6 protein-coding genes and 1 pseudogene are annotated in these 15,293 nt (G+C 32.5%); 3 read left to right on the forward strand and 4 right to left on the reverse strand.

Translation table 11 applies throughout. The annotated features are described in order from the left end of the window. Window positions 1-14: 14 nt before the first annotated feature. The 4 genes and pseudogenes from BLW23_RS23950 to BLW23_RS21395 all read right to left on the reverse strand — a co-directional run bounded on the left by BLW23_RS23950 (window position 15) and on the right by BLW23_RS21395 (window position 8,267). Window positions 15-1,663, reverse strand: a pseudogene (locus BLW23_RS23950) (sodium/sugar symporter). After that, window positions 1,660-2,736 (reverse strand): aldose epimerase family protein, encoded by a 1,077-nt coding sequence (locus BLW23_RS21385; protein WP_093673778.1) that lies wholly within the window; start codon window positions 2,734-2,736, stop codon window positions 1,660-1,662. The pseudogene BLW23_RS23950 and the gene BLW23_RS21385 overlap by 4 nt, the downstream one beginning before the upstream one ends. Window positions 2,737-2,749: 13 nt before the next feature. Beyond that, a complete protein-coding gene (locus tag BLW23_RS21390) occupies window positions 2,750-4,282 on the reverse strand; it encodes a sulfatase family protein (protein WP_093673780.1) in 1,533 nt (510 codons plus the stop codon). Between the two features lie 34 nt (window positions 4,283-4,316). Further along, window positions 4,317-8,267: a hybrid sensor histidine kinase/response regulator transcription factor gene (locus BLW23_RS21395; RefSeq protein WP_143032255.1), complete on the reverse strand. Its 3,951-nt coding sequence runs from the start codon at window positions 8,265-8,267 to the stop codon at window positions 4,317-4,319. Window positions 8,268-8,630: 363 nt separating this feature from the next. On the opposite strand from BLW23_RS21395, the gene BLW23_RS21400 reads away from it, so the two are divergent. From BLW23_RS21400 to BLW23_RS21410, 3 genes are all read left to right on the forward strand, one after another. Beyond that, entirely contained in the window at window positions 8,631-10,520 is a 1,890-nt protein-coding gene (locus BLW23_RS21400) for an alpha-1,3-galactosidase-related protein (protein WP_093673784.1), read from the forward strand. Window positions 10,521-10,621: 101 nt separating this feature from the next. Then, window positions 10,622-13,657, forward strand: a complete 3,036-nt coding sequence (locus BLW23_RS21405; RefSeq protein WP_093673786.1) for a SusC/RagA family TonB-linked outer membrane protein — start codon at window positions 10,622-10,624, stop codon at window positions 13,655-13,657. Between the two features lies 1 nt (window position 13,658). Continuing rightward, window positions 13,659-15,290: a RagB/SusD family nutrient uptake outer membrane protein gene (locus tag BLW23_RS21410; protein WP_093673788.1), complete on the forward strand. Its 1,632-nt coding sequence runs from the start codon at window positions 13,659-13,661 to the stop codon at window positions 15,288-15,290. The last annotated feature ends 3 nt before the right edge of the window (window positions 15,291-15,293 follow it).

Raw genomic sequence — 15,293 nt, forward strand, 5'->3', positions numbered from 1 at the left:
TTTTATTGATTTAATTACCAGAATAGAGCATATAATGCCGTTAATATTAACATGATGGCAAATGCTCCAATATTAAAAATTGGTGATGTTTTGAAAAGTTCCTTTGTAATTTCTATTCCCTTTTCATCGTTTCTTCCTTTATGCTGTATACAACTTGAAATTATAATAATCAGCATTGTTAACAAAAGCGTATACCCCATTTGGTCCATAAAGGGAATCTCTATAAATAACCCCGACTTTGACCATCCCTTAGGAGCTACTTTAAAATACATTGCAATAGGTATTGATAAAACGACTCCAATAATTGCAGATTTATTTGTTGTTTTTTTCCAAAATAATCCTAGAAGAAATACTGCCAAAATACCTGGACTAACCACACCGGTATATTCTTGAATGAATTGAAATGCCTGATCTAAACTTCCTAATAAAGGTGCCATGATACATGCAATAATTAAAGCTACCGTAGCAGAAATCCTCCCCATATTTACTGTTTGTTTATCAGTAGCTGTTTTGTTTATATACTCCTTGTAAATATCCATTGTAAATATGGTAGAAGTAGAGTTAAGCATCGATGCCAAAGAACTTACTATTGCGGCCGTAAGTGCAGCAAAAGCAACTCCTTTTAGTCCTACAGGTAAAAATTGTAACAACCAAGGGTATGTTTTATCTGCCAATTGTAATGAAGGAATGTTCTGCTGTGCTACATCCCCAAATTCTTCATTATTTCAGGATCATTAATCATGACAAACGCTGCTATCCCCGGTAGCACCACTATTAACGGAATCAACAGCTTTAAAAAAGCAGCAAATAAAATTCCTTTTTGAGCTTCTTTAAGTGATTTAGCTGCCAAAGTTCTTTGGATAATATACTGATTAAAACCCCAGTAATATAAATTCGCTACCCACATACCACCTACTAATACGGCAATACCAGGTAAATTTTTATACTCTGGGTTGGATTTATCTAAAATCATTTCAAATCTTTCTGGCACTGCATTATAAACAGTTTTTAGCCCTGAAAAAAAGCCATCTCCGCCAGACACATAATCTAACGCTAAATAAGTAGTTACCAAACCTCCAAACACCAAAAAAACTACTTGAACAACATCCGTCCATGCAACAGCTGACAGTCCTCCATACAATGAATAGGCCGCTGCGAAAAGAGACAATCCTATCACTCCATAAACAATAGGAACTCCCATGATTGTTTCTAAAGCCAACGCCCCTAAATAGAGTACTGAGGCGAGGTTAACGAAAACATATAAAGCTATCCAAAAAATCGCTAAAATTGTTTTTAAATTTGAAGAAAATCGCTTTTCCACAAATTCAGGAATAGTATAAATATTCTTTTCAATAAAAATAGGCAAGAAGTATTTTCCAACAATAATTAAAGTAATTGCGGCCATCCATTCATAAGAGGCAATAGCCAAACCAGAGGCAAACCCCGAGCCTGACATCCCTATAAACTGTTCTGCTGAAATGTTTGCGGCAATTAGTGAAGCTCCAATGGCCCACCATGGAAGTGATTTACTTGCTAAAAAATAATCTTCAGCATTCTTCTGTTCGCCTTTTTTATCTCTTGAAACCCAGAGCCCAATACCCAAAATTATTATCGCATAAACAATAAAAATAACATAATCTAAAAATTGAAAACCTGCATTCATTCTTGTAATGGTTTTATTTGATTATTAACTAAAAATTGATAAACGGTTGTAGAAGTGTACTTTTTACTTGCTTTTAATACTGGGCTTGGAAATTCCTTTTCATTTGGTGCATTTGGAAACTGTTGTGTTTCTATACACAATCCTGCATATTTTTGGTAGGCTTTTTGAGATTTCCCTACTAAAGTTCCATCTAAAAAATTCCCTGTATACAACTGAACACCAGGCTCAGTTGTGTAAACATTTAGTATTCTACCACTAGATTTATCCTCAACAGTAGCGGTGTAATTAAGATGATTATTGAGTTCTTTTTTTAGAACATAACAATGGTCAAGACCATTTGCTAAAGTAATTTGTGAGAATTCAGATCTCAAAACATCTTTCAGTTCTGTCGAATCCCTAAGGTCCAATGGTAAGCTGTCCACTTCTTGAATTTCATTTGGAATACAACTTTCATTAATTGATAAATAATGATTGGCATTTATCTTAACAAAGTGATCTTCAATTGTACCGTTTCCTTCTCCTTTTAAATTGAAATAAGCATGATTGGTTAAGCTTATAATCGTGTCTTTATCAGATTTAGCTTCATATGTTATAATGAACTCATTATTTTCTGTTAATTCATAAAATACCTCAACTTTAGTAGTACCAGGATACCCTGTTTCACTTTCTTTAAAAGTATATTGAAAATTTAGTTTATTATGTGATACAGCACTTACTTCCCAAATAACATTATGATACCCATAACATCCTCCATGCAAATGGTTTCCTTTCTCATTTTTGTCTAATTGAATTTTCTTTCCATTAAGAATAAACCTTCCATTTTCAATTCTGTTGGCATATTGCCCAATAATACACCCAAAATACTGACCTGATTCAGTTAAGTAATCATCAAGCTTATCAAATCCAAGAACAACATCTTCAATATGACCATTTTTATCCGGCACATTTAAAGTGAGTATCCGTAAGCCATAATTTGTGATCTTTATAGAAACATTGTTCTTATTTGCCAATGTAAAAAACCCGATTCCTTTTAATTCTTTAAAATCAGCCCCCTTATTTGCTGTTATATACATCCCCCTTTTGATCTTAATTTATATTCACTATACTGTCTATCTTTTCTTCCAACTCCCTCACTAACACCACATTCTCTTTTGCTATATTTTTCCTTTCTTCAATATCTTTTGATAAATCATAAAGTTGAATTTCTTCAACGAGTCCAGTTTCAACTTTTTTATTTTTTAGCCATTTTGGTAAATTTTTAGTGGTAATAGGCTTTATATATTTATAATTGCCTTCTCGAATTGACAAAGTAAAAGATTCTTCTAAAAGTACCTCTCGAGCCTTCTCACTTGAATTCATTAATGAGCTCATGATATCATAACTATCAACTGCTTCATTTTTTTTTAGTTTTACACCTAAAAAACTAGCGAAAGAAGCATAAAAATCTATCTGAGATACCAAAGCATTACTCTCTCCCGATTTTACTTTAGAAGGCCAGTAGACAATCATTGGAACCCTAGTTCCAGCTTCATAAGCACTATATTTCGCTCCTCTAAAAGGGCCAGTAGGTCTGTGGCTTCCAAGTTTTTCTTCTGCTAAATCTTCATAACCATCATCTAAAATAGGTCCGTTATCACTTGTAAAAATTATCATCGTATTCTGATCTATTCCTAATTTCTCCAGCTCATTTACAATAGCACCCGTCATCCAATCCATTTGAGCAATAGCATCACCTCTTGGTCCCATTGTTGATTTTCCTGAAAACCTACTATTTGGTAATCTTGGGACATGAATATCATGAAATGAAAAGAATAAGAAAAACGGGTCGTCTTTATTTTTTCTGATGAAATCAATGGCCTTTCCTGTAAAAACATCGGGAAACTCTTCATCGATCCACATTGCTTTTCCCCCTCCTTTTTGATACCCTATACGACTAATTCCATTCGTAATTGCCTGACTATGCTGTCTATCTGCTTTTTGCCTTAGCATTTCTGGATTTTTAATCCCTGTTGGTTCTCCTACATATGCCTCTTTATAATTCACCGCTAATGGATCTGAATTATCCAAACCAACGACTCCATGATTTTCTAAATACACTGTTGGAGTTCTATCCCCCGTTGCTGGTAATAAAAAACTATAATCAAAACCTATTTCTAAGGGTCCTGGTTTTACTTCAGTATTCCAATCCACAAAACCATTCCCTAACCCCAAATGCCATTTCCCAACAACAGCAGTCCTATATCCTGCTTTTTTAAGCATTTTAGGTAATGTTGGCACTGAAGGATTAATAATTAAAGGTGCATCACCAGGTAAAATAGCTGCTTGATTTCTAAAAGCATAATTTCCAGTTAAAAGTGAATATCTTGAGGGAGTACAAGTTGCCGCCGAGCTATGGGCGTCCGTATATTTAATTCCTCCCTTTGCCAATTTATCTACGTTTGGAGTTTCGACACCAACGGCTCCATAAGAACTTAAATCGCCATACCCAAGATCATCTACATAGAAAACTACTATATTCGGTTTTTCTTTAATTTGAGCCTTTTTATTGTTTTGCTTATTTTTCGATGAATTACATGAAAAAGCCACTAATATGATTAGTGTCATAAAATATTTTCCCATTTTTTATTGTTTTTGAATGAATGTTTTTGAACTCCTACCGTTTCATATTTTTTACCTGTTCTATGTATTTACTTGGGGTAACATTCTTTTCTTTTTTGAATAAAGTATTAAAGTGCGCGTAACTATTGATACCAATGGCATCCATTGCTTCTTGAACACGATCGCATCCTCCATTAAACATAATGATTGCTTTTTCCATCCGAATTGAGTTCATAAAAGCCGTGGTGTTTAATCCTGTTAAAGATTTTAATTTTCTATGCAATTGCATTCTACTTAACCCTAGTTCTTCCGATAGTTCTTTTACAGAAAAACTAGATTCAGGCATTTTTTCTTCAATTATTTTTATAGCATTGGTAACAAATTTTTGATCAAAAGACACGTAGTGGTCTTTAATTTTACTTGTTGTTCCCTTTGCTAAATGCTTTCTAAAACTATTTCTAGTTTCAATGATATTGTCAATTTTTTTTCGAAGTTGAGAGCTATTAAATGGTTTCGCTATGTAATCCCATGCCCCTGCTTCTAATCCTTCATTATAAAACTCAGCACCTGTTTTAGCCGTTAGCATTAATACTGGGATATGGGATATTAATTTATTTTTCTTAATCTCTTTGCACATTTCAATTCCATCTAATTCTGGCATCATAACATCAGTTACAACTATATCTGGAATTTCATTTAAAGCGATTTCTATACCTTGCTTTCCATTTACAGCTTCAAAAACGATATAATCTTGCGTTAATATCTTGTGAAGATATTTTCTTAAATCGTAATCATCTTCAACCAATAACACCTTTTCTTTTCCGACATCTTCCTCTTCCTCCTCTTCTTTTGTACGCGGAATTTCTCCTGGACTGTAATTGTAAGTTAAATTATCAGGAATATCTTCTTTTGTTAAAAACTCTTCTTCTGAAAAAACTTTTGAAGATACAGGCAACGAAATCATAAATTCAGTACCACCAATAGAGCTATCAAAAACGTTTATTGTTCCTCTATGCGCTTCAATTAACGTAACAACCAAATGCAATCCTATTCCAGAAGAAAATCTATCTTTCCCATGAAAATGTCTTTCGAAAATTTTCTTTTTATCTAATTGAGAAATACCTTTTCCATTATCTTTTATTAAAATAACTAAGTACTCCAATTCTTGTTTCCATGTAAGCTTTACTTCAACCTCTACAACACCTTTATTCGGAGTATATTTAAAAGCATTTGATAACAAATTATATAGTACTTTTTCGACTATATCTTTATCAAAATGGCAGAAATAACTCTCGGGAGCAATAATATTGAATTGAACACCTGAATTTTTAGCTTGCCAATCAAAAGATTTTGCGACACCTCGAACAAAAGAACTGATATCATTTCTTGATACTTTTAAAATATTAACACCCGAATTAACTTTTCTAAAATCAAGAAGTTGATTTACTAAGTTCATCATTCGATTTGTATTTCTTGATACAATATTGAAACAAAACTCCTTGTGTTCATCTGTAACTTTCCCTTCTATTAAATCGTTTAATGGACCTATAACTAATGATAATGGTGTTTTAAACTCATGAGCAACATCAGTAAAAAAAGTTAACTTCATTTCATTTATTTCTTTTTCTTGCTCGCTCTTAAACTGAGAAAGTTGCATTTGATTTCTAAGCTTTTGTTTATTCATCCAGAAATAAATAAAAGTAATTAAGAGTCCTGAAAATGCAAGTAAGTATAAAAGGTAAGCCCACCAAGTTCTCCAAGGTGCTGGCTCAATATTAATATTTAATGCTCTTATTTGGTTTGACCATTGACCATTAGAGTTGGTTGCCTCAACATGCAATTTATAACTACCACTTTCTAAATTCGAATAACTGGCATATCTCTTATCATTATTAACAACTTGCCAAGTATCATCATAGTTATCCAATTTATATCGGTACTTATTTACGTTTACATTAGCGTAATTAGTACTGGTAAATTCAATTGAAAAATCGTTTTGCTTATAACTGAAAGTAAGCTCATCCATTTTATTCAATCTCTTCTCTAATAATCTAGAACCTTTAAAATTTTGATTTACACCTATTTTAGTATTGTTAACTATTAAATTTGTGAAAGCAATTTTCGATGGAAAAGGATTGTACTCCATTTCATAGGGTTTAATTGAGTTTATTCCTTCAATACTTCCAAAAAATAGTTCTCCTTTTTTATTTTTAGATACTGCTTCAGTAAATGTATTCGTCAACAACCCATCAAAATGATTAAATTTTTGGGTTTCTCCATTAACAAGAGAATACTTGATAATTCCCTGAGAGTTAGTTAACCATAGATTCGAAGAATCATCGTTAATAATTCCCATTATTTTTTTGTTTTGAATTTCTGGAGAATCGACAAGCTTAAACTGATTTTCTTCTATTTTCTTATGTATTAAACCCGTACCTGTTCCGACAAATAATGATCCATCTTTTTCTTGGTAAAACGACCATATTGAATTATTCGGAATATGATAGGAACCCGATATTTTTTCACTGTAATGTTCAGCAGAAATTATATTTCCGGAGTTGTCAAAATTTATTTTAAAAAGCCCACTTGCTATAGTTCCTACCCAAAGACATTTCTTAAAATAATCGGCCTTAAGTGAAAATACGCGAACATTTCGAAGTGTTCTTAAATTTTGGAATTGATCATGAACCCAATTGGTATATTTTTTACTTTTTATAATTAACCCTTTAAAACTTCCAAAAAACTGATTACCAAAAGCATCTTTACAAAAACTTGTAATAAGTAGGTTATTATCCTTTTTTGCGTTAAAAATTGGAACTAAGTCGAACTCATCACTATCGTCACTGCGTTTTTTATACAAACCTTTTGTGGTTGCCAAATGAATTTTACCATTAAGGGTATCGACACGAAGTGGCCTCGCATCCTTTTGAATACCTATGGGCTTATTAATTTTATCTTTAAAAGAATATGTGTAAAATCGATCTGTCCGAAGTCCATAATACACTTTCTCATTAGTAGCTAAAAGAGTTCTTACAAGACCTTTTCTTTGAATTGAAAGTGTTCTAAAGTTTTTATTATTTAAGTTGGAGTATAAAACTCCGTTTCTAGATGCAACCCATAAAGTATTAGAAGAATCTTTAAAAACATGTTTTGAAAAATCATCTTTAAGTTCTTCTTTCGAAACTTTATTCTTAGTTAAATCAAAATGAAAAATACCCTTATCAAAAATAGAAATCCATAAATCGTTATCAATCCCTTCCTGAATAGAACGAATCCTTCCTCTTAATTTATCTCTTTTCGAAACCAAAGTATCATTCACTATTTGATAAAGCCCTCCACCTCCTCCTAACCAAATCTCACCTTGAGAGGTTTCATCCATTGCGAAAAAGTTTATCGAATTGGAGCCTTCAATTAATTCATATGAATCATTTCGGTTTACCCAAATACCTTTATCTGTTAAGTAAATTTCCTCACCATTCTTTAGTATTTCAAAACACCTTACCCGAAAGCCTGTTAAAGCCGATTGTAATACTTCTACTGAAAAAAAACCTTCTTTCTTTACAACTTTTAATAAACCATGATTCGTAGCAACAATAACATCTCCTTTTTCATTCTTTTTGATATCATTAATTATCTTGTAGTTATTTGGAGTGTTTATCCTGATAATACTGTCAGTTTTCAAATCATAGTAATTCAATCCATAGCCATCAGTACCAATCCAAATTCTTTTTTCTTTTTCTTCAAACAAACATTTAATTCTATTACTCGATAAACTTGCTTCATTCTTATTGTCATGAAAAAAGCTCTCAATATCATATCCATCAAAACGGTTTAACCCATCGTAGGTACCAATCCAGATAAACCCTTCTGAGTCTTGCATTACACAACTCACATCATTTTGAGACAAACCATCATTAACGGTTAGTGAATTGAATTGCAACTGCTGCCCTAAAAGAGTTGCGGTTAACATTACAATTACCCAAAAAGAAGTTAATGATTTGTTCAAAATATATTGTGTTTAAATTCAAATACAGAACTAATGTAACTAAATAAAAAGGATTAAAAGAGCAAAAAAACAACATAAAACACTCATTGTTACATAATTAAAAAATATTGTTACATCACAAAATATCGTCAGGAATTGTTTTCTATAATTTTGAACTTGACTAAAATATAGTACATGCCATATCACGAAATGCATTGTTAAGATATCATGTGAATTATATTAGAAAACAAAGAATAGTTACCTAAACCTTACTCTAAGTTTACTACAAGTTGAAAATAACTATTCAAAAAAAATCTAATAAAAATGGCAATCGCTATCCATTCTAGTTTCAATGTTAATCTCAAATAGTAAAATAGTAGATTTATGCGATACTTATTAAAAACTTTATTAATATCAATTTCTTTAATCATTGGTTTTAGCGGTTATGGTCAAAAAACGCTAAACTTAAAAGATTTCGATATTCAAAAGTATAAAGATGTTACTCCTATTGTTGTAAAGGCTCTAAAGAAATGCAAGGAAGAGGGAGTTAGTAAATTAGTATTTCCAAAAGGCACTTACCACTTCTACCCAACCTTTGCACCAGAAAAATACTGTGAAATCACAAACAATGATAATGGCCTTAAAAGAACAGCTTTTCCTATCATTGACTTTAATGATTTTGTTATCGACGGAAATGGGTCAGATTTTATTTTTCACGGAAAAATGATTCCTTTTATAATTGAGGAATCAAAAAACATTACTGTTACAAACCTAAGCATTGATTGGAAAACTCCTTTTGTTATTGAAGGTTTAGTCGTAGCAATTGACTCTAAAAGTGAGACTTTCGATATCAAAGTAGAAACACCCTATGTAGTCAAATTTAACCGTTTGTATCTTTCCTTAGAAAGAGAAGACTCGCCATATGAACAGCGTTATGGAAAACGTTTTGCCACCTGGGAACACTACAATCTTGAAGTGGGGCAAAATATTTTTTGGGATCCAAAGACAATGGCACCTCTATACAATACAAAACAGTATAGCATGCCAGAAATTGGTGTTAAAGCAAAAGAATTAGAGAAAGGATTGATCAGAATTTCGACTAAGATGAAAAAGCTCCCTCCCATTGGTTCTGTTATGGTATCTAAAGGAGAGTATTTACAGAATAGAACCAGTCCAGCATTCAGAGTATTCAAATCAAAAGATCTCGAATTCAAAAATGTTAATGTTCATCATGCGGGAGCTATGGGACTTATTGCTGAAAGGTCAGAAAACATCACGTTAAACAGCTTTAATGTTGTTCTTAAAAAAGGTTCTAAACGTATGATTACCACCACGGCAGATGCTACCCATTTTTGTAATGTAAAAGGGACGGTTACAATAAAAAATTGTATTTTCGAAAATATGCTCGACGATGCCACGAATATTCATGGTACATACGTAAGAGTAAATAAAATTATTAACGACTACACACTAGCGATAGAAACCTATCATCCACATCAAAATGGTTATTTATTTGGTGAAAAAGGAGATATTGTTCAAATTATCGATCAAAAAAACTTACTACCTACAACACAACCAATGATTCTAAAAAAAGTGGAAAGGATTAATGAAAAAATATCCTATATCACTTTTAATAAACCTATTACTAATAAAGTAAATATATACGATGGTGTTGAGAATATTTCATGGCATGCTTCAGCAGTATTAGAAAATAATATTGTACGAAATAATAGAGCCCGTAGTTTTTTAATATCAACTCCTAGAAAAGTGGTAGTAAGAAAAAACCATTTGTCTTCTCAAATGGCTACTTTCAGAATTACTGGAGATCTAGGACTCTGGAATGAGTCAGGACCGTGTGACGATTTACTTATTGAAGATAATTTAATTGAAGATTCAGTTTATGGAGGAAATAGACCTCAATCTATTTTTTTAATAGATCCTCAGTATAGAGACAAGAATGATTTCAAAGGAAAGTATAGTAGAAAAATCACTATCAGAAACAATACGATTAAAACTTTTGATAGCTCTATTTTACTAGCAATGTCTGTTGATGAATTAATATTTGAAAACAATAAAATAATTCAAACAGATACTTACAAACCAATCTTTCCTCATATTGAAAATGTTCGAATTATTAACTGTAACAATGCTATCATTCAAGGTAATACATACCAAAGATTAGATGGAAGAAAAGGAAGTATTTTAATTGATAAGAAAACAACTAATATAAAAGTTTCAAAACGAAGTGCATTTGAAGACGTGTCTTCTAAATAGGAGTAATAATAAATTGGAAAGTTAAATCATTAGTCCATAATGTTTCAAACGAATGCTACATCAATTACTCATCGTTTTTATCTTTTTTAAAAATTAATCACATGCTTAAAACTAATTTTATTTTCATCATACTAACCATTTTCTCACTACAAAACCTTAGTGCTCAAAAAAGCATCAAGGGACAAATTAAAGACATTGAAGGCAATGGACTACCTGGAGTAACCATCCTTATAAAAAACACCAATATTGGTACAAGTACAGATTTTGACGGAAACTATAATTTCAAAGTATCGAACAACTTAAATAAAGCTATTCTCGTTTATAGTTATATCGGTATGAGAACTCGAGAAGTAAAATATACCGGTCAAAAAACAATTAATGTTATACTAAAAGAAAGTGCTAATCGACTTAACGAAATAGTTGTTGTTGGTTATGGAACTGTTAAAAAAGGAGACATAACGGGTTCTGTTAGCTCTGTAAAGGATGTTTTAATTAAAAAATCTAAAACTCCTAATTTATTTGATGCCATACAAGGAAGAATTGCTGGAGTAAATATTACCTCTCAGTCAGGTGAACCAGGAGCTCAGGTAAGTTTTAATATTAGAGGTTCTAATTCAATTTATGGTTCAGGATCGCCTTTATTTGTTATTGATGGAGTACAAATCGATATTGAACCCAATGAAATAGCAAGTTCTGGTGTTGGTTCAGTTTCTAATTTTGATCCATTGGCGACCATTAACCCGCAAGATATTGAATCTATAGAAGTGTTAAAGGATGCTTCTGCTACAGCAATTTACGGATCGAGAGGTGCAAATGGCGTTATTCTGATTACAACCAAAGGTGGACAAAAAGGAAAACTAACATTCGATTATACAAGTTCTGTAGGGTTCACAACACCTACCAAAAAAATAGATGTGATTTCACCAGAAGAATACTTAATTTATAGGGAGTTGAGAAACCCTGGAAATTCCTTTAATAATTTAGAAGATGGTAGTCCTAGAGATTTCACAAACATCCCTAGTCATAACTGGCAAGATGAAGCACTTAGAACTGGATTAATAAACAATCATTTCATATCAGCCACTGGTGGTACTGGAAAAACAAGTTACTCGGCTACTGCAGGTTTTTTGGAGCAAGAAGGTGTAATTATTGAAAATAGTTATAGTAAATATAACCTTAGTCTTAAAGCAATACATAGACAAAGTAAAAACTTGAAATTTGGATTTAACCTTAGTACGGCATTTACAGAATCTGATGGAGTTGCCAACAGCGGTGGTGGTGGAGATGAGTTTAATGGTGTCGTACAATATTTAGTAATCGCTAACCCTTGGGAGCTTCAAGATTTATCAGAAGATGAATTAGCTAGTAATGATTTTTTATCTCCATTATCACTAATACATGAAGGAGAAAAAAAGTTACGTTTCAATAGAACTATTGGATCTTTATATGGAGAATATAAATTAGCAAAAGGATTACAACTTAGATCAACACTTGGAACAAGTATATCTGGATCTAAACTCCAAGAATTTCACAGTTCAGCCAGTAGGTTTGGAAATAGATGGAATGGGCGCGCTCTTTTAAGACAAATAGACACTTATTCTTATAACTTTTCAAACACCATTACTTATAACAAAAAATTTAATAATCACCATAGTTTAAATTTACTTGGAGGTATTGAATTCTTTAAATACAATAGAGAAGGTTTTTTCAATGATATTACCAATTTTGAAAATCAAGAATTAGGTGTAAACGATATAAGTATAGGCCAAGTTTTTAAAAATTACGGTTCAGACCGAATTATATCAAAGAGAATGTCATACTTCTCTCGTTTGAATTATCGTCTTGATGAAAAATATTTATTCACATTTAACTTCAGAGCGGATGGTTCAGATAAATTCGGAGAAAACAATCGATGGGGATATTTTTCAGGAGGAGCCTTTGCTTGGAGAGCCCACAGAGAAAATTTCTTAAAAAACATAAAAGAAATCAATGAATTAAAAGTACGGTTAAGTTACGGGCAAACGGGTAATGAGAGAATTCCTCCATTTACCTTTGCTTCAAGATTAGATAATACCTTTTATGCCAGTAATGATGGATTAGATTTTGGACTATCTCCTGTATCAGCTGGGAACCCCAATTTAAAATGGGAAACTACAACCCAATTTGACGCTGGTTTAGATGTCGCTTTATTCAATGATCGTGTAAGACTAACCTTTGACTATTACAACAAATTAACTGAAGATCTTTTAATTGATGCTCCAGTACCTGCGCAATCAGGATTTAATTCACAATGGCGTAACCTTGGCTCTGTAGAAAATGAAGGTTATGAACTTAGCGTGAGCACTGTAAATATTAAAAAGCCAAATTTTACTTGGAGAACTGATTTTAATATAAGCACCAATAAAAACAAAGTCAAAGATTTAGGTAATACTGAATTTATACCCACCATTGTTTCTGGCGGTTGGATTACCAATCCAGGAAGAGTTATTGTTGGTCAACCCATTGGTGTTATGTATGGTTTTGTATTTGATGGTATTCATCAAGAAGGAAATACTGAAGGAGCAACTCCTGGAACTATAAGGTATAAGGACTTAAATGGTGATGGAACAATTGATGAAGCTAATGACAGGACAATTATTGGTAACTCTAACCCAAAACATGTTGGAGGGATTAATAATAATTTTTCATATAAAAACTTTGACTTATCATTTTTCTTCCAATGGAGTTACGGTAATGATGTTTTCAATGCTGCAAAACTTCGTACTAATGGCCTTCAACCTTATATGAATATCACAAGAGATTTTTATGATAATGCGTGGACCCCAGAGAATGCTTCAAACACCGCACCTGCTTTTGGAAATGTTGCTGCAGTACCTTCAAGTTACTTTGTTGAAGATGCTTCATTCTTAAGACTAAAAACCGTGAATTTTTCATATCAGTTTTCTGAAAAGTTCTTTAAAAATGTACAAATTCAAGGAGTAAGGTTATTTGTTTCTGCCAATAATTTACTCACTTTCACTAATTACTCTGGGTTCGACCCTGAAGTAAGTTCAAACAACCCATTGATTAGAGGATTTGAAAGATTTTCTTATCCAAGAAGCAGAACAGTTACTATGGGAGTAAACATAAAATTTTAAGATGATGAGACAATTAATTAAAACCACAGCAATTTTACTTCTTGTAGTTTTCACTTCTTGTAGTGATGATTTTTTAGACAACGAACCTTTATCATTTGTATCTACAGATACTTTTTATAAAACACCAGACCAAGCTGAAATAGCTCTTACTGGTGTATATAATATTCTTTCTGCAAATAGTATTAATGGATTTGGGAACAATGGTACTTATTCAAGAAATTTAATGATTATGCTCAACGGAGCTACGGATGAAGCTTTATTAAGATCGCCAAATGTAAATCCTAATTTCTCAGTTTGGGGAGATGGTACATTTACCGCTCAAAGTGATTTCGTAAATCAATCGTGGGTTTTCTTTTATGCAGGTATCAACAGAGCAAATGTCCTTATCGAAAGAATAGGAAGCATTGAGGGCTTTTCCGGAAATAGAAAAAACGAAATTATTGCTGAAGCAAAACTTTTAAGAGGATTCTATCATATGATTCTATCTATGATGCATGGAGGAATTCCGATATATGATTCTGAAAATCTGGATGACAGTTTACCTAGAGACACCATTGAAAATGTATATAAACTAGTTATTTCTGACTACGAGTTCGCTTATAATAACCTCGGGCATAGAAGTGAAGTTCTTGGGCGTGTAAACAAATGGACTGCCGCTGGTTTGTTAGCCAAAGCTCATACTTATTTAGGAAGCGCTAAAAACTCAGGACTACAGGGTTTTCTTGACATCAATAGTTTCGATTGGGTAAATAGTAATGATCATTACACGGCTGCATTAGGTTATACTCAAGATGTCATTTTAAACAGCGGTTATCAGCTAATTGATAATTACGATTACCTCTTTAGAGAATCGACAAAAGAAGAACAATACGGAGAATTTATGTTTGCCTCTGAAGCCAGCAGTGATGCTTCTATTAATGCGGTGAACATTATTGTTAACGCTTTTATTCCACAAGGAAATTTAAACACAAGAGGTGGTGGTTATGGATGGTATCGACCCGCAAGCGAATTATATGACAAGTACGATAGTGGTGATTTTAGAAAAGATCATAATGTTACTGGAAATATGAACTCTTCAACTCGTTTCGAGTTTATAAATGGGGTCAAATATTTTGTTCCTAGAACGATACCACATCCCAATGTTGGTTTTATGTCTATTGGGAAATATAGAATGGTCGACCCAGCATTGAAAGTAATTCCAAACTGGGCATCAAGTATCAACTTGCCAATTTTAAGATATGCAGACATATTACTTTTACACGCAGAATGTCAATTTTTTACCGGAGACGAAACTGGTGCAAGAACTACTTTATCTGAAGTAAGATCACGCGCTATTAAGGATGGATTTACAGTTTCAGATTTAGACGACGCCTATCGAAAAGATAATTTCGTCGATGAATTACTTGAAGAGCGATCTCGTGAATTGTGCTATGAAAGTTGGAGACGTTTTGATTTAGCTAGATTCAACAAGCTTAATGAAACAATTACCAACCTTTCAACTACTCATGGTTTTTTTAATAGACGTACTGCCCCTGTTATCCAATCAAACTGGAAAGAAGAACGTATATGGTTTCCTATTCCTACAACCCAGTTAGACCTTAATAGTAACCTATTACAAAATCAAGGATATTAATAT

Source organism: Tenacibaculum sp. MAR_2009_124 (assembly GCF_900105455.1).
In the GTDB taxonomy this organism is placed as follows: domain Bacteria; phylum Bacteroidota; class Bacteroidia; order Flavobacteriales; family Flavobacteriaceae; genus Polaribacter.

What these genes read in the sequence shown, in the direction of transcription:
- BLW23_RS21390 (WP_093673780.1), bottom strand. Translation starts at nt 4,282, where the DNA reads ATGGGAAAATATTTTATGACACTAATCATATTAGTGGCTTTTTCATGT.
- BLW23_RS21385 (WP_093673778.1), bottom strand. Translation starts at nt 2,736, where the DNA reads ATGTATATAACAGCAAATAAGGGGGCTGATTTTAAAGAATTAAAAGGA.
- BLW23_RS21405 (WP_093673786.1), top strand. Translation starts at nt 10,622, where the DNA reads ATGCTTAAAACTAATTTTATTTTCATCATACTAACCATTTTCTCACTA.
- BLW23_RS21410 (WP_093673788.1), top strand. Translation starts at nt 13,659, where the DNA reads ATGATGAGACAATTAATTAAAACCACAGCAATTTTACTTCTTGTAGTT.
- BLW23_RS21400 (WP_093673784.1), top strand. Translation starts at nt 8,631, where the DNA reads ATGCGATACTTATTAAAAACTTTATTAATATCAATTTCTTTAATCATT.